The 15,253-nt window shown below is 42.9% G+C and carries 16 protein-coding genes and 1 tRNA gene; 13 read left to right on the forward strand and 4 right to left on the reverse strand.

Annotated features, from left to right (window positions below):
• Nucleotides 1–5 precede the first annotated feature (5 nt).
• The 5 genes from LC20001_RS05680 to galU all read left to right on the forward strand — a co-directional run bounded on the left by LC20001_RS05680 (nucleotide 6) and on the right by galU (nucleotide 2,968).
• Nucleotides 6–407 (forward strand): Spx/MgsR family RNA polymerase-binding regulatory protein, encoded by a 402-nt coding sequence (locus LC20001_RS05680; protein ID WP_003679912.1) that lies wholly within the window; start codon nucleotides 6–8, stop codon nucleotides 405–407.
• 114 nt (nucleotides 408–521) lie between these two features.
• Entirely contained in the window at nucleotides 522–1,058 is a 537-nt protein-coding gene (locus tag LC20001_RS05685; protein ID WP_010009849.1) for a GNAT family N-acetyltransferase, read from the forward strand.
• A 178-nt stretch (nucleotides 1,059–1,236) separates the two neighbouring features.
• On the forward strand, nucleotides 1,237–1,476 hold the full coding sequence (locus tag LC20001_RS05690; protein WP_010009848.1) for a hypothetical protein: 240 nt from the start codon (nucleotides 1,237–1,239) through the stop codon (nucleotides 1,474–1,476).
• 178 nt (nucleotides 1,477–1,654) lie between these two features.
• Nucleotides 1,655–1,897, forward strand: coding sequence for a hypothetical protein (locus LC20001_RS05695; RefSeq protein ID WP_010009846.1), 243 nt, complete (start codon nucleotides 1,655–1,657; stop codon nucleotides 1,895–1,897).
• A gap of 168 nt (nucleotides 1,898–2,065) precedes the next feature.
• Nucleotides 2,066–2,968, forward strand: a complete 903-nt coding sequence (gene galU / locus LC20001_RS05700; protein ID WP_003679999.1) for a UTP--glucose-1-phosphate uridylyltransferase GalU — start codon at nucleotides 2,066–2,068, stop codon at nucleotides 2,966–2,968.
• A 60-nt stretch (nucleotides 2,969–3,028) separates the two neighbouring features.
• Here galU and LC20001_RS05705 read toward each other — a convergent pair whose 3' ends face one another.
• The gene (locus LC20001_RS05705; protein ID WP_003679996.1) at nucleotides 3,029–4,003 is read right to left on the reverse strand and encodes an asparaginase; all 975 of its coding nucleotides are present in this window, start codon (nucleotides 4,001–4,003) and stop codon (nucleotides 3,029–3,031) included.
• Nucleotides 4,004–4,497: 494 nt separating this feature from the next.
• Here LC20001_RS05705 and tsaB point away from each other — a divergent pair, with 494 nt between their 5' ends.
• The 4 genes from tsaB to tsaD are packed head-to-tail and all read left to right on the forward strand — an operon-like array spanning nucleotide 4,498 to nucleotide 7,279.
• Nucleotides 4,498–5,211, forward strand: a complete 714-nt coding sequence (gene tsaB / locus LC20001_RS05710) for a tRNA (adenosine(37)-N6)-threonylcarbamoyltransferase complex dimerization subunit type 1 TsaB (protein ID WP_010009844.1) — start codon at nucleotides 4,498–4,500, stop codon at nucleotides 5,209–5,211.
• Nucleotides 5,195–5,743: a ribosomal protein S18-alanine N-acetyltransferase gene (gene rimI / locus LC20001_RS05715; RefSeq protein ID WP_010688021.1), complete on the forward strand. Its 549-nt coding sequence runs from the start codon at nucleotides 5,195–5,197 to the stop codon at nucleotides 5,741–5,743. The genes tsaB and rimI (LC20001_RS05715) overlap by 17 nt, the downstream gene beginning before the upstream one ends.
• On the forward strand, nucleotides 5,740–6,258 hold the full coding sequence (rimI, locus tag LC20001_RS05720; RefSeq protein ID WP_010009842.1) for a ribosomal protein S18-alanine N-acetyltransferase: 519 nt from the start codon (nucleotides 5,740–5,742) through the stop codon (nucleotides 6,256–6,258). Before rimI (LC20001_RS05715) ends, rimI (LC20001_RS05720) begins: the two co-directional genes overlap by 4 nt.
• Entirely contained in the window at nucleotides 6,215–7,279 is a 1,065-nt protein-coding gene (tsaD, locus tag LC20001_RS05725) for a tRNA (adenosine(37)-N6)-threonylcarbamoyltransferase complex transferase subunit TsaD (RefSeq protein WP_010009841.1), read from the forward strand. The genes rimI (LC20001_RS05720) and tsaD overlap by 44 nt, the downstream gene beginning before the upstream one ends.
• A gap of 35 nt (nucleotides 7,280–7,314) precedes the next feature.
• On the opposite strand, the gene LC20001_RS05730 is transcribed toward tsaD, so the two are convergent.
• Nucleotides 7,315–9,264: an ABC-F family ATP-binding cassette domain-containing protein gene (locus tag LC20001_RS05730; protein ID WP_010009840.1), complete on the reverse strand. Its 1,950-nt coding sequence runs from the start codon at nucleotides 9,262–9,264 to the stop codon at nucleotides 7,315–7,317.
• Between the two features lie 304 nt (nucleotides 9,265–9,568).
• Here LC20001_RS05730 and LC20001_RS05735 point away from each other — a divergent pair, with 304 nt between their 5' ends.
• From LC20001_RS05735 to LC20001_RS05745, 3 genes are all read left to right on the forward strand, one after another.
• Nucleotides 9,569–10,228 (forward strand): redox-sensing transcriptional repressor Rex, encoded by a 660-nt coding sequence (locus LC20001_RS05735; RefSeq protein WP_003679989.1) that lies wholly within the window; start codon nucleotides 9,569–9,571, stop codon nucleotides 10,226–10,228.
• A 119-nt stretch (nucleotides 10,229–10,347) separates the two neighbouring features.
• Entirely contained in the window at nucleotides 10,348–11,280 is a 933-nt protein-coding gene (locus tag LC20001_RS05740; RefSeq protein WP_010009839.1) for an LPXTG cell wall anchor domain-containing protein, read from the forward strand.
• A gap of 81 nt (nucleotides 11,281–11,361) precedes the next feature.
• A tRNA-Gln gene (locus LC20001_RS05745) sits at nucleotides 11,362–11,433 on the forward strand.
• Nucleotides 11,434–11,813: 380 nt separating this feature from the next.
• Here LC20001_RS05745 and LC20001_RS05750 read toward each other — a convergent pair.
• Both LC20001_RS05750 and LC20001_RS05755 read right to left on the reverse strand, forming a co-directional pair.
• On the reverse strand, nucleotides 11,814–13,181 hold the full coding sequence (locus LC20001_RS05750; protein WP_010009838.1) for an aldehyde dehydrogenase family protein: 1,368 nt from the start codon (nucleotides 13,179–13,181) through the stop codon (nucleotides 11,814–11,816).
• 223 nt (nucleotides 13,182–13,404) lie between these two features.
• Complete coding sequence (locus LC20001_RS05755) at nucleotides 13,405–14,334, reverse strand: alpha/beta hydrolase (RefSeq protein ID WP_010009837.1); 930 nt, start codon at nucleotides 14,332–14,334, stop codon at nucleotides 13,405–13,407.
• A gap of 171 nt (nucleotides 14,335–14,505) precedes the next feature.
• On the opposite strand from LC20001_RS05755, the gene LC20001_RS05760 reads away from it, so the two are divergent.
• Complete coding sequence (locus tag LC20001_RS05760) at nucleotides 14,506–15,159, forward strand: deoxynucleoside kinase (protein WP_010009833.1); 654 nt, start codon at nucleotides 14,506–14,508, stop codon at nucleotides 15,157–15,159.
• Nucleotides 15,160–15,253: the final 94 nt, after the last annotated feature.

The following is a 15,253-nucleotide window of genomic DNA, read 5'->3' on the forward strand; positions in this document are numbered from 1 at the left end:
GCACAATGATCAAATTATTTACGCAGACAAGTTGTAATTCTTCACGAAAGGCGCGCCAATGGCTTCGGGACCACGATGTCCAATTTGAAGAACAAAATGTCGGTAAAAAGGCGCCAACGACCGCAGAATTGAAGCACATTTTAAGCCTGACTGAAAATGGTTTAGATGATATTATTTCTACTCGTTCGCGTGCGTATCCAGAAGTTGCTGCTCAGCTACCAGATATGTCATTTAATGAAACTTTAAAATTACTTTGCGAACGGACCCAGTTACTACGTAAACCGATTATGGTCACTGAAAATAAAGTACAAATTGGCTTCAATGATGATGAAATTCGGAAATTCATACCGCGGCATATTCGGCGCTTGGATTTTATGAAAGCGATGATCAACGCGGCTGGAGTCTAGATGTAAAATTTAAGCAAGCTTTTGTAATACAGATAAAATAAGATTGAGGTTGAAGCCGGGCTAGGGGTGGCACGGCTTTTTTGATACAATTAAATTAAAAGAGAGGTTTTTTAGATGGAAATAAAAATTAGGCCAGTGCAACCAGCCGAATATGCAACAACTAAATTAGTGGTAAAACAAGCTTTTGCGGGGATTGAATATACCGACGGTGATGAGCATGAGCTGATAGGACGGCTACGCCAGGAGCATGCTTATCATCCAGAATTTGATGTGGTGGCACAGAGGGCTAATGGGGAAATTATTGGTCATGCGCTTTTATCGGAAATTACAATTTGCGATCAAGAGCTGACGGTTACAGCGTTAGTCCTAGCACCACTGGCTGTTTTACCGGAATATCAACATCAAGGTGTTGGTGGTCGCTTGATTGCTTATTTGGAGCAAGCAGCGCGGCAAGCTGGTTATCCTGCAATCAGTATTTTAGGTGATCCTGCTTACTATAGTCGCTTTGGTTATCAACCAGCCAGCAACTACGGTATCAAAGCAAGTTTTACAGTACCAGCTGCCTACTATTTGCTTAAGCCGCTGGTCAACGATGGTTTATCAACTGTTAAAGGTACGATTTATTATCAAGCTGCTTTTGGTTTGAATTAAAAGCTAACATGGATATGTTATTTTACGTCTGAGCAAATTTTAGATTGGTATTTGGTAACAAGTTGCTAAGAAAGCCCTAATTTTGCCGGTTATTGGTTGTGCTAATTTCTAGATATGTTATGGTATAGCCAACAGATAAATTAACAACCTTACATGTCAATTAGAAAGGAAGAGAACCTTGTCAGCCACGAGAACTATTTCTGATTATGAACTGTTTCAGCATTTCAAAAGTTATTTGTTAGACCACCGTCAGCAAGTCAAACAATATCGATCAGTCAAGGAATACGTGCAAAAGGAACAACCGACTATGACCCCGTTTATGCGCAGCCAGGTCCGAATTCCCAAGCATTATAAGCGGGTGATTCGTCAGTTAACACCGCAAGATTTCGCTCAGTTCGAACGACAATTAAATCGTTAACCAAGCAAACTCGTTACGTGTAATAGCGAGTTTTTTTGATACTATTTAAAGTCTTGATGAGATTTACTTAAGATTAAATAATAAATGTAACAGATTACTTGCTATGTGAGGTGGAACGCGTTACTTTAAAGGCGTAGAGCAAACGTTTTATTGATTTATTGTAGGAGGAGGGTTTATCATGTTTACCAGCACGAAACCAATTAATGATTATGAATTGTTGCAGCAGTTCAAGGGCTTTTTAACTGATCACAAAGCGCAGATCAAAGATTATCCTGATTTGGAAACCTATGTGGCTAATGCACATGCAGGCTTTTACTTCACACCACTGCAAACGGACAAAATCCCGGCACGTTACAATCGGGTAATTAGACAGCTGACCTCTAGTGATTATCAGCAATTAGCTAAAATGTTACAGTTATAGTTTTATGCCATTATTTTGGAGCTTAGGACAATACCTAGGCTCTTTTTTATTTAATTACCGTGGTTACTAGCTTATTCTTGTATGCGCTTGCGATTATTAGGTGTTTTTAAGGAACTGGTGCCCAACTTATTGTATAATGAAATCATACTTTTTATTGGAGGCATGAAAATGAACGTACATAAAGCAGTGATTCCTGCCGCAGGATTAGGGACGCGGTTTTTACCAGCAACTAAAGCAATGGCTAAAGAAATGTTGCCGATCGTTGATAAACCAACGATTCAATTCATCGTGGAAGAAGCACAAGCATCTGGGATCGATGATATTTTAATTATTACTGGTAAAGGTAAGCGACCAATCGAAGATCATTTCGATTCCGTACCTGAACTGGAACAAAACTTGATCAAAAAACAAAAAGATGAAATGTTGAAAGTTGTTCAAGAGACAACCAACATGAAAGTTAATCTGTTTTTCATTCGCCAATCACATCCCAATGGTTTAGGCGACGCCGTTCGTTTGGCCAAGTCATTTATTGCCAATGAACCTTTTGTCGTTATGCTTGGCGATGATTTAATGGAGGATAAAGTACCGTTGACCAAGCAATTGATCAATGATTACGAAAAGACCCATGCGTCAACTTTAGCCGTTAAGCGGGTTCCCCACGATGAGGTTTCTAAGTACGGTGTGATCGATCCCGAAGCTGAAGAGTTTCCTGGGTTATACAATGTGCGCCAATTTGTCGAGAAACCAGCTGCCGATAAAGCACCTAGTGACTTGGCAATCATTGGTCGTTATCTGCTAACCCCAGAGATCTTCGATATTTTGGAAAATCAAAAACCTGGTGCTGGTGGGGAGATCCAGTTAACTGACGCAATCGATGAATTAAATAAAATTCAGCGAGTGTTTGCCCATGAATTTAAGGGTAATCGTTATGATGTTGGTAATAAATTTGGTTATGTGCAAACTAATATTGAATTTGGTTTACGCCATCCAGAAGTGAAGGATCAGTTGAAAGACTATATTATTGAGCTTTCAAAAAAATTAGAAGCTGAGAAAAAAGCAGCTAAAAAATAGTGTTAAAAAACAGTGAGGCTTTATTCCTATTTTGGAATAAGCGTCACTGTTTTTGTCTGCTTATGAAATCGCATCGCGCATGTAAGTGGCTAGTTCTGTGCCTGTTTTACCGCTAGACAAGGCGACTAATAATTTGATTCGCGCTTTTTGACCGTTTAAACCCTGGCAAAAGATCAAGCCCATTTTGGCTAGTTGCTGGCCACCACCTTCGTACCCGTAAACGGGTTCGGCCACGCCATTAAAACAGCGTGAAACCAAAACGATGGGAATATGCCGTGCCAATAACTTTTCGATTGCGGGTAAAGTTTGTGGCGGCAAATTACCAGCACCAGTGCCTTCAATCACTAGGCCGTTAGTTTCAGGGCGATCTAAGGCTGCAAATAAAGTGCCGTCCATCCCGGCGTAGGCTTTCAATAAATAGACTTGATCGATCACATGATCAATTTTACACAGTGATTGATTGGTGAGTTCTTGAAAGAATTTAGCACCATCTTTTTCCATAATACCGATCGGCCCAAAAGTTGGTGTACGGAAAGTCGCCACGTTAGTCGTATGGGTTTTAGTGACGAAACGCGCACTATGGACTTCATCATTCATTACCACTAGGACACCTTTGCCACGCGCACTAGGCGATGCCGCTGTTTTTAAAGCACTGGTTAAATTATATAAACCATCGGAACCAATTTCATCAGAAGAGCGCATGGCACCAGTGATGACAACTGGAATCAGCGGTGGCAAAGTTAGATCAAGAAAATAGGCAGTTTCTTCCAGTGTGTCGGTACCATGGGTGATAACGACACCGTCGATACCATCTTTTTCGGCAGCTACGATACGATCTTTGAGTTGCAGCATTTCTGTTGGGGTCATGTGTGGCGAGGGTAGATTAAAGGCTTCTTCCACAGTTAGATCGTATTTACCTTGAAACAAGTTATTATAGGCCATTAATGGGTTGGCTGTACTAGGTGTAAGTGCACCACTTTCATTTTCGGCCATGGCGATCGTACCGCCAGTATGTAAAATTAAAATACGTTGCATTGCTCATCGACTCCTATTCCACGATTAAGGTCGTTTCTTCTATAAATAAATAATAAGCATTATTGGCAGAGGTTCAACTATGCTAAATAAAAAAAGAACATCTTCGGGCGGAAGATGTTCTGGGGAGAGTCACTTCTTCGGGGGAAGAAGTGTCGAAAAATGAAAAAGGTTTGGTTTGTTTTGGTTACATGATTAATATAACCGATAGAAATGAAAAATGCCCGTGAATACACTCAGAAAATGATTAATTTTCGCTCATTTTATTATTGCCAGTAGTTTTTACGTCAAGAATGGTTAAAAACCATGTCCGCCACTACAGGTAAGTTTTGGTATAATGTATTGTTAGAAGTACAAAGAGCTGGCGAGCTGAAACCAGTATTGATTTGTGCTAAGATGAGGAAATTAAAATAGTTGTTATGAACTAAAATAACGGCGTTAGCGAAAACGTGTTTGAAAAAGTTATTTTTTCAAATACTTTGAAAAGGAAGTTCGAGATGTTAGTTTTAGCAATTGATACATCAAATCAAGCATTGACGGTAGCATTGGCAACTGAACAACAATTGTTGGGCGAAGTGACACTGAATGTGAAGCAAACGCACAGTGATGGATTGATGCCAGCACTGGAATATTTACTTACTGCGACAAAAAGGCAGCCCAAGGATATTGAGCGGGTAGTCGTAGCGCAAGGACCAGGATCGTACACTGGGATTCGAATCGCTGTAACCACCGCGAAAACGTTAGCATGGACATTGAATAAGCAGTTAGTTGGTATCTCGAGTTTGGCGGTGCTAGCCAGCAATCTACCAGCCAGCGATCAGTTGATCGTGCCATTATTTGATGCGCGGCGGCAGGCCGTTTTTACTGGTGCTTACCAGTGGCAGAATGGACGATTAGTCAGTGTACTGGCGGATCGTCATGTTGCCTTAGCTGAGTGGCTGCCTAAATTAGTAGCGACGAAGCAGTCGCTACTCTTTGTTGGCGATACCGCTGCTTTCAGTGAACAGCTTGGCCAAGTAGGCACGATCGCTACGGCTAATTTTGCGTTACCCCATGCTGGCCAGCTAGCTCAGTTAGGGACGCAGGCAACCCCAGTTGAGGATATTCATGGTTTTGTTCCAACTTATTTACGTATGACTGAAGCCGAGGCCAACTGGTTGAAGCAACATCCCGACAATGAAGGACATGAGCCCTATGTGGAAGAAATTTAGACAATGGTATAACAATGAGACGATGACACCACCGCTAAGTTTTACTGCCCAAGAAATTAGTCTAGGGGGTAAGCCGTTTACACTGCGTCGCGCCACCGAAGCTGATCTAGACGAATTGTTGGAAGTTGAACGGCATTGTTATGCAGGTACGACACCGTGGGACCGCACATCGTTTACGAACGAATTGCGTAAGGTCAATGATACGTTATATTTGGTGCTGATTACGCACGATACGATTATTGCGTTCATTGGTTGTTGGTTCACGACCCACGAATCGCATATCACCAATTTAGCTGTTGAGCCCGATTATCAAAATGCCGGTATTGGTCGCTTTTTGATGACGTGGATGATTCGGCAAAGTCAAGAACTACCTTCAGCCAAGCTGACTTTGGAGGTTCGTGTTAGTAATGAACCAGCCAAGCATCTGTACCGCAAACTTGGTTTTCAGGATGGTAATATTAAAAAGGCCTATTACGTAGCTGATAATGAGGACGCACTGAACATGCTATTGCCGCTGCGCACAACACCATGATCGACTATTATTGGCCTGATAAGAAAGAACTCACCCAGCGTGCAGCAAGGTTAGGCACTTGGTGCTACCAAGTTAGTGCAGCCAGCTATCCAAATGGCGCGCCCTGGAGTGAAGGAACGTTTCGCGCTAATTTAACTGCACCGCACCAGTATTATTTATTTGCGGTTGTTGCTGGTCAACTGGTTGGCTTTATTAGTTATACGGCTATTTTTGATGAGGTTGAGATCACTAACGTGGTCGTAGCGCCCCAATACCAGCGTCAGCATGTTGCTTGGCAGTTATGGCAAATTTTATTGCAGGCGCAAACACAGCCGGTTTATTTTTATCTTGAAGTGCGTGCCAGTAATTTACCGGCACAAAAATTATATAAAAAACTTGGCTTTACGGTGATCAATCGCCGGCGTACTTATTACACGGCACCGGTGGAGGACGCCTTGATTATGGCATTAGAATGGAAGGAATCGAATAATGATGGAGAACAAGTCGCAGCAACGCGAGTTAATTTTAGCTTTTGAATCAAGTTGTGATGAAACCAGTGTGGCAGTAGTCGAAAATGGGGACACGATCCTATCTAATGTGATCGCCTCGCAGATCAATAGTCAAAAGCGTTTCGGTGGTGTGGTTCCTGAAGTCGCTAGTCGGCATCATGTGGAGCAAGTCACTTTGTGTGCAGAAGAAGCAATGACTCAAGCAGGTGTGACTTATGCCGATTTAACAGCGGTGGCAGTGACTTATGGTCCTGGTTTAGTTGGTGCACTGTTGATTGGTGTTTCGGCAGCTAAAGCAGTGGCCTTTGCCCATCAATTACCATTGGTACCAGTCAATCATATGGCTGGCCATATCTACGCTGCGCGCTTAGTTAAGCCATTAACTTATCCGTTGTTGGCGTTGCTAGTTTCTGGTGGACACACGGAGATCGTTTATATGCGCGCAGCAGGGGAATTTGAGATTATTGGTGATACGCGGGATGATGCTGCAGGTGAAGCTTTTGACAAAGTTGGTCGGGTACTAAATCTCGCTTATCCAGCTGGTAAAAAGATCGATGAGCTGGCTAAGCAAGGTCAAGATACATTTGATTTCCCCCGGGCAATGATCAAAGAAGCTAATTACGATTTTAGCTTTAGCGGGTTGAAGAGTGCGTTTATTAATACGGTGCACAATGCTGAACAACGTGGCGAGGAGCTTTCACGTGCAGATCTGGCTGCTAGTTTTCAAGCTAGTGTGATCGATGTAATCGTGACTAAAACAATGCGAGCGGTTCATGAATATGGTGTTAAGCAGTTGGTCATGGCCGGCGGTGTGGCGGCTAATAGTGGATTGCGGGCTCGTTTCCAGCAAGAAATTGCCGCGCAAACGCCAGATGTAGATTTCGTAGTGCCACCGTTACGTTTATGCGCCGACAATGGGGCGATGATCGGTGCTGCGGCGCATGTTTTCTATCACCAAGGGATTCGCGCGGATGGTCATTTAAACGCTAAACCAGGTCTGTCATTTGATTATATGACGCCCGCACGACAGGCGGAATTAGTTAACTAGCATGCAAAAAAAGATTGCCATGGTGGCAATCTTTTTTATTTTGCATGTAATTCTTCTAGCGCCAAGCTTTGTTGTTCCCACTGATCCTCAACTGTTTGTTGTTGCTGGTGAATGGCTTCCAGTTGTTGCTGCAAGTCGTTTAGTTTGGCAGGGTCTTGTAAAGTATCGGGTTGGGTCATCGCCAATTGTAATTGTTGATCTTGCTGGTCCAACTCTTCTAATTGGTGCTCTAATGCGGTAACTTCACGTTGTAATTTGCGTTCTTGTTTTTGTTGTTCCTTATTTAACTGATATTGTTGTTGATCAGTGCTTGGTGCCGCACTGGTAGCAGTAACGGTTTCTGGTGCTTTTTCGGCAGCAATCGCAGCAGCCTCAGCTTTTTTATCCAAATAATAGTCATAATTACCTAAGTAAGTTTCAGTACCTTGGCGCGACAATTCAACGGTCAAGGTGGCTAGATTATTCATGAAATAACGATCATGGGAGACGAAAAGGATCGTGCCATCATAATTTCGTAACGCTTCTTCCAAAACTTCTTTACTATCAATATCCAAATGGTTAGTCGGCTCATCTAAAATCAAAAAGTTATTGTGATTCATGGCTAGTTTAACCAGCATTAACTGGGCACGTTCACCACCGGAAAGGCTGGCTACTGATTTTTCAACGTTGCTACCGGTGAATAAAAAGCTACCGAGAATGCGGCGAATGTCAGCTTCTGGCATCATCGGGTGTTCATCCCAAATTTCGCCTAAAACAGTTTTCTGATTGTGTAAGTTTTCCTGCTCTTGATCATAATAACCAACGTCCACACCAGTGCCAAATTGGGCTGCACCGTGTAAAAAGCTGATCTGGCCTAGAATGCTTTTAAGTAGCGTCGATTTGCCGACTCCGTTTGGTCCAGTGATGGCGATGGCTTGGTGACGTTTCACTTGTAAGTTGATCGGATCGGCCAAAATGGTATCACCGTAACCAACAGCGGCATTAGTTACCGTTAAAACCTCATTGCCAGAAGGTTTGTCTGCGGTAAAACTAAAACGAACCGTTTTATCATCGTTTTGTGGTCTTTCCAGCCGCTGAATTTTTTCCAGTTGTTTCCGGCGGCTTTGCGCACGTTTAGTGGTGGAAGCACGGACAATATTTTTGTCGACGAAATCCTGTAATTTAGCGATTTCCGCCTGTTGTTTTTCGTATGCCTTCCATTCCTGTGCTAAATTAGCAGCCTTTTGTTCACGATAACGGGTGTAGTTACCGTGATAATGTCGCGTTGTATGTTGGCTAAGATCATACACTTCAGTGGCTACTTTATCGAGGAAATACTGATCATGGGAGACGATCAGTAGGGCACCGGCATAGCCTTGTAGATACCCTTCGAGCCAGGTTAATGTATCAATATCCAAATGGTTGGTCGGTTCATCTAAGATCAGTAGATCGTGTTTTTCCAGTAAAAGTTTGGCTAAGGCTAAGCGTGATTTCTGTCCGCCGGAAAGGTCACTGACGCGATGTTCATAATAGTCAGCATCGAAGCCGAATCCATGCAAAACGTTGCGGATTTCTGCTTCATAGCCATAACCATTACGTTCGGTAAAAGTATGCTGCAGTTGTTCATAGCGTTTAAGCGCTTGTTGATAAGCTTCATCATCGGTCAATAATTGTTTGTCACCGAGTTGAGCTTCTAATTGATGCATTTGCTGTTCCATTTCACGTAAATCGGCGAAAACGGTCAACATTTCTGCAAAAATCGTGTGCTCCGAATCCAGACCAGTATCTTGTGATAAATATCCGATACTAACACCTTTACTGGTAATTACTTGGCCTTCGTCAGGTGGGTTCTGGCCGATCAAAATTTTTAATAAGGTTGATTTGCCGATGCCGTTACGCCCGACTAAAGCAACGCGTGCGTTACTTTGAACTTCTAATTGTACGTTTTCAAACAAAACTTCTGCACCGAAGCGCCGGGCAACGTTTTGTGCTTGTAATAATATCACGAGGTTCGCTTCTTTCTGAATGAATTATTCGCTTATTTAAATGGTAGAACAATAACTGTAAATTGACTATTCCTTGGTTAAATCACTACAATTATTAATGATGCTTTGCGCAAATTCTTTTTTAGCGGTCATTGAGTAATTTTTAGATACTCTTTAGTCTACCATATCTTGCTAGTTTCAGGACTGCATGTGCAAAATATGTTGTGAGCAATCAATTGCTTTTCACAAGTAAATACAGTATGATAACAAGTGTTATTAAGAAATTAATTCACAAGTAAAAAAAACATAGTTTGGAGTTGAGCGAATGGCTGAAGCAAAAATACCTAAGGCAACGGCAAAACGGTTGCCAATTTATTATCGTTACTTAAATATCTTATTTAATGCCGGCAAGCAGCGCGTTTCTTCTACAGAGCTTTCTGAAGCAGTTCAAGTTGACTCGGCGACGATTCGTCGTGATTTTTCATATTTTGGTGCACTAGGCAAACGTGGCTATGGTTACGATGTTGAAAGTTTGTTAAACTTTTTTAAAAAGACGTTGAATCAAGACCGTTTGACTAACGTTGCTTTGATTGGTGTTGGTAATTTAGGTCATGCCTTGTTGAACTATAATTTCCGTCAGACCAATAGTGTGCGTATCAGTGCCGCTTTTGATATTAATGAAGAGATCGCCAATACGATTCAAAGTGGGGTACCTGTCTACCCAATGGCTGAGATGAAGGAACAACTGCAGATTCAGCAAATCGATGTCGCTATTTTAACAGTACCAATTGAGGACGCACAAAAAGTGGCGGACGAATTAGTAACGGCCGGCGTTAAAGGTATCATGAACTTTACCCCGATCCGTATTTCGGTCCCTACGACGGTGCGTGTACAAAATGTTGATTTAGCTAATGAATTACAAACATTGATTTATTTCTTAGATCATTATGGTAGTGAAAATACTGATAATTCAACGACTGATTAAGCGCGCGATAGGCCATTTGGCTATCACGTGCTTTTTTATACTTCATTGCGGCGCGGAGACAAAAAGTATGATAGGATAAGAGTGAATGGGTTTACAGTCATCTATCTGGAGGGATTTAGATGCTATATTTAAAACATGGGCTGCAAGGCTGGCTACTTAGTGGTAGTATACTGCTAGGATTAGGCTTATGGGGCACACAAACGAATGCAGCAATAACACCAGCAATGGTGCCAACAGCACCAGATCGTACCGCAGTTGTTTCTGAACCGCAGCAATCGTTAATGGCAGATTTGGCGGCACCGGTGACTAATGCGGTAGCGCCAGCAACGGATACCGCAGTACCGGAAGCTAAAGCAGCTACTGGTGCATTGGATAATGCAACTTTGCCAGTGACACCAGCAACAACTACTAGGACGGTTAATGAATCTACGCTAGTTCCGCAACCAGAAGAGTCAGCGGCTTCTTCTGCAGCTAGCAGTGCAGCACCCGCAGCTATGCAATCGGCTGCGGATACTAGAAATGAGACCGCAACTTCAGCTACAGCATTACCGGAGAGAAAAAGCCAATCGGTGGCACAAAGTACAGTACCAATGGCAACAATCAGCGAAGAAGCAGCTAAAAGTAGTGCACCCGTAGCTGCACAATCAGTAGCGAGTTCTGATACTAAGAAAACAGTGGCAGATAAAAAAATAGGGCAAGCTGATTTATTCGCCGATTTAGAATCCGCTGAATTAGCTCCAGAGAAGCCGGCAACAATTACCGCTGCGCAGGAAAACAAAAAGGATACCCCATTTAAGATTGTTCAAGATGTAACGGCAAAACAGAGTAGTAAAGCAAAAGTAGGCGTAAGGACACCAACTGAATCTACAATTACGGCACAAGTAACTAGCATGATTGAAGTGGCGCACAAGGCTAAACAAAAACAACCAACTTCTATTTTCGCCGCTTTACTTCCAGCAACTGGCGAACACATTAACTTTTTATTGAGTCTGGCTGGAATTGGGTTGATCAGCAGCGCAATTATCTTGTTAAAACGTAATTGGGCACATTAATTGCATAAAAAATCAAATTTATAATTGACAGCTAGCTGTTTTTTCGGTAAACTATTAGTCGTTGATGAGATTTCACATCATTGGGTAATAGCGAAATGGTAACGCAACGGACTCTGAATCCGTAATTTCTAGGTTCGATCCCTAGTTACCCAATTTTTATAAGCGTAGACCGTCACCAGTGCTTAGAAGCGCCGGTATGACGGTCTTTTTGTTTATTATCTTGAAAATTTTGACAAAATTGATCATCGTGTGAAAGCGACGGTAGTGACTGCGTTGATCGTAAAAAAATTAGGTGTTTTTGACTGTAAATTATATTTCGTCATTGCCTAAAATGCGTGGCGGATTAGCTTAATGATTCTCCTAAACAGGGTATTGACTAAGGAAGTGGGTTGTTGTGTACGCAGGTATTAAGCGACTTTTAATCATTGGCGGTTAGTGCCAGTGTATTGCTCATTATCAGTCTTTAAGCGTTATTGCTTCTTACATGCAAACAAAAAGCCTTACCGGTAGCTAAACCATGTAAGGCCCAAAGTTTATTCGCTGATTGTTTTGGCATTGGCAAATTCACGAATACCTAAATCACCTAGTTCGCGACCGTAACCTGATTGCTTAATACCGCCAAAGGGCAGTTCAGGGTAAGAGGTCAGCATGTGATTGAGCGCAATTTGTCCCGTCTCGATCTGGTCAGCTAACTTACGGGCGTGCGCGATATCACCCGTAAAAATGGTGCCGCCTAGGCCGCGTTGTGACTGATTGGCTAGTCTAAGTATTTCTTCATCCGAACTTGCTCGATAAACTTGCGCCACTGGTCCAAATAATTCGGTATCGTACAGCGGGTGATCAAAGGCCATCCCTTCTAGAATAAGTGGCTTAAAACCAGCCCCGGGTCCTGCGATCGGGGTATTTTGCCCCCAAATTAGTTTGGTGCCACCGTTGATGATCGCATCGACTTGTTCCTGTAGTTGTTGCTGGGCTTTTTTGGAAGATAGCGGTGCTAGTGTGGTCGCGGGGTCCATTGGGTCGCCGAGTTGACGTTGTGCAAAGGCTGCACTCATGCCGCTGATAAAATCATCATAGACGGCTTCATGGATGATAAAGCGCTTGGCCGCGGTGCACACTTGACCGGCATTATTTAAGCGTCCAGCCACGCCAGCTTGAATGGCTTTTTCCAGATCGGCATCGGCTAAAACAACGAAAACATCGGTTCCACCCAGTTCCATAGTTGACTTGCGTAAATTTTTACCAGCAATTGCGGCGATTTTCTGCCCAGCTCCAGCCGAACCGGTGAAGGCCACACCTTGTATGCGATGGTCGGCAATGATTTGCGCCACTTGTTCATAGTTAATGAATAAATTTTTAAATGCGCCAGTTGGTAAGCCGGCTTGGATCGTCGCCGTTTCAAACGCTTGGGCACATTCAGGGATGATACTAGGATCCTTAAGTAACACTGGGTTACCGAGTATAAAGTTGGGCGCAAAAACGCGCATGATCTGTGTAAACGGAAAGTTCCATGGTTCGATCGTCATGATTGCGCCAATCGAATGCAATCTGACGTACGCTGGACCATTAGGTGCGTCGGGGTAGGGAACGTCCTGCAATAAGTGAGCGCCGTTTTGGACATAATATGCAGCAAAGTCGGCGGCTTTTTTAACTTCGGCTTGTGCTTCAGTCCATAACTTGCCCATATTGGTTGTTATTGGTGTGGCGTATTGGGGAACATTTTGTCGTAGTTCGGTGACCAGTTGTTGCAATAAGCGGGTGCGTTCAGCAATGGCCTGGCGTTTAGCTGTTTGATAAAAGTCTTGGGCATTAGCTAAGGCCTGTTCGACTTGTTGAGCGGTCGTTGCGGGAAATTCACGAATCAGCTTACCAGTGTAGGGATTGATTGCACGATATGCCATTTTGTTCAGCTCCTTTTCCTATTTAAGTCTATTTTGCCGAATTTATTGTGAAAACACAAAATAGATGCGTCTAAAGTAATTAATTGCTGATTTATGATTAGGTTTTCCGCTATTTCGATAATTGGTCGGTGAAATAGTCCGGGTCAGGGCATGTGATCAAATCGCTGAGTATAAACTGAAGCACCCCCACGCCGCGATACTAGGGCATGGGGGTGCTTTACATTTAATGAACGTATTTTGTCAAAAATTGTTTGATATGTTGTTGGTAAGCTTGAGGCTGTTTGCTAAATGATTTAACGTGAGCGGCGCCTTTGACTAACCACATTTCCTTGGGGGAATTGGCGGCGCGGTATAGTTTTTTAGTCATATAGGTAGGTACAAATTTATCGGCGGTCCCGGTCACAAAATAGATTGGTTTGTGATTTTTATGGACTTGCTTGACGGCGCTGGCTTCTTCAAAGCTATAGCCGGCGCGAATGCGTGTGACTAAGCTGGTGATCGGCACCAGCGGGTATTTGGGCAAGTTATACTGTTGCTTGGCTTCATAGGTGATCTCGTCTTCGACTGATGTATACGGGCTGTCAACGGCGTAAGCTTTGATCTGCGGCAATTGATGCTCGCCGCTGGCCATGACCATGCCGGCAGCACCCATGCTGATGCCGAACATGACGATCTTACTATTTTGACCGTTTTTACGAACGACTTGGCGGGCCCACAGTAAATAATCGCGGCGATCAAGCCAGCCAAAGCCGATCACGTTACCTTGACTAGCGCCGTGACCACGGTTATCTGGTAGCAATACATTGTAGCCTAATTGATGAAATAAGGCCGCATAGGCGCCCATTTCTTCCTTGCGGCTCATAAAGCCGTGGGCGATCACTGCTGTTTTATTTGTTTTCTTGGCCGCTGGGATATAGTCGGCATCTAGTTTGAGTCCGTCAGCAGTGGTTTCGTACCAATGAGTTTTGGTCGTATCCGCAAACCATTTTTTCTGCTGATACAGCGGATCACTAGGTTTCAGTGTGCTGGTTTTACCGAGGAAATCTTTGGGTCCCGGCACCACTGCTACGTGGTAAAAATACATGCCTGCGCCGAATAAGCCGATGATCACGACGCCGATAATAGCTAACAAGGTCAGCCAGATTTTTTTCACAAGAGTCACTTCCTAATTCATAATTGCCGTAAAACGTTAATAGGATTAACTTATTTATCATAGCCTTAGTAATGGGGTGTTGACAAGTTTTTATGAAAAATGATTGTCCTTTAAGCTATTCTGCCCTACAATATAGGGTATGCATTTTTGCAACTAACGAGGGGGCCAATCATGGTGATAATAACAGCAGGGATGATCGGCGTCGGCAAGACCACGCTGACCGGAATGATTGCGGAACATTTAGGCACACAAGCATTTTTTGAGCCAGTCGGCGATAATCCTGTTTTACCACTTTATTATTCTGATCCAAAAAAATACGGATTTTTACTACAGATTTTCTTTTTGAATAAACGGTTTGCGATGATCAAAAAAGCGTTGACTGACGATAACAACGTTTTAGATCGTTCAATTTATGAAGATGCGCTGTTTACACGAGAAAATAACAAGGAAGGCAACATTAGTGACCAAGAATTTGAGATCTACCTTAAATTATTGGACAATATGATGGCTGAATTACGGAGTATTCCTAAGAAAGCACCTGATTTGTTAGTGTACGCCTACGCTGATTTTGAAACGATTTTGTATCGAATCAAAAAACGTGGCCGTGATTATGAACAGGTTGAAAACGACCAAGGTCTTTATGATTACTACTTTAAGATCTGGAGTGCCTATAAGGAATGGTTTGAAGCTTACGACGAAGGCCCTAAAATGCGCGTTGACCTGCAACAGTTTGACTTAGCCAAACCAGATAATGCGCAAAAAGTGTTACAGATGATCGACAATAAATTGGCCACTGTTCGGCAAACAACTTCCTTAACTAAATGATCTGCAGAAATTTTTTAAATTAATTGCGTGATTAGTTTGCTATTAACAGGGGGATATGCTACTATACTTATAGTACTTCTTTGTTCGGAATATT

It is taken from the genome of Loigolactobacillus coryniformis subsp. coryniformis KCTC 3167 = DSM 20001, from assembly GCF_002706425.1.
Lineage (GTDB): Bacteria > Bacillota > Bacilli > Lactobacillales > Lactobacillaceae > Loigolactobacillus > Loigolactobacillus coryniformis.

Coding starts and splice junctions, on each gene's coding strand:
- LC20001_RS05760 (WP_010009833.1), top strand. CDS start 14,506: ATGGTGATAATAACAGCAGGGATGATCGGCGTCGGCAAGACCACGCTG.
- LC20001_RS05680 (WP_003679912.1), top strand. CDS start 6: ATGATCAAATTATTTACGCAGACAAGTTGTAATTCTTCACGAAAGGCG.
- LC20001_RS05740 (WP_010009839.1), top strand. CDS start 10,348: ATGCTATATTTAAAACATGGGCTGCAAGGCTGGCTACTTAGTGGTAGT.
- rimI (WP_010009842.1), top strand. CDS start 5,740: ATGATCGACTATTATTGGCCTGATAAGAAAGAACTCACCCAGCGTGCA.
- LC20001_RS05685 (WP_010009849.1), top strand. CDS start 522: ATGGAAATAAAAATTAGGCCAGTGCAACCAGCCGAATATGCAACAACT.
- galU (WP_003679999.1), top strand. CDS start 2,066: ATGAACGTACATAAAGCAGTGATTCCTGCCGCAGGATTAGGGACGCGG.
- LC20001_RS05695 (WP_010009846.1), top strand. CDS start 1,655: ATGTTTACCAGCACGAAACCAATTAATGATTATGAATTGTTGCAGCAG.
- rimI (WP_010688021.1), top strand. CDS start 5,195: ATGTGGAAGAAATTTAGACAATGGTATAACAATGAGACGATGACACCA.
- tsaB (WP_010009844.1), top strand. CDS start 4,498: ATGTTAGTTTTAGCAATTGATACATCAAATCAAGCATTGACGGTAGCA.
- LC20001_RS05705 (WP_003679996.1), bottom strand. CDS start 4,003: ATGCAACGTATTTTAATTTTACATACTGGCGGTACGATCGCCATGGCC.
- tsaD (WP_010009841.1), top strand. CDS start 6,215: ATGGAGAACAAGTCGCAGCAACGCGAGTTAATTTTAGCTTTTGAATCA.
- LC20001_RS05735 (WP_003679989.1), top strand. CDS start 9,569: ATGGCTGAAGCAAAAATACCTAAGGCAACGGCAAAACGGTTGCCAATT.
- LC20001_RS05750 (WP_010009838.1), bottom strand. CDS start 13,181: ATGGCATATCGTGCAATCAATCCCTACACTGGTAAGCTGATTCGTGAA.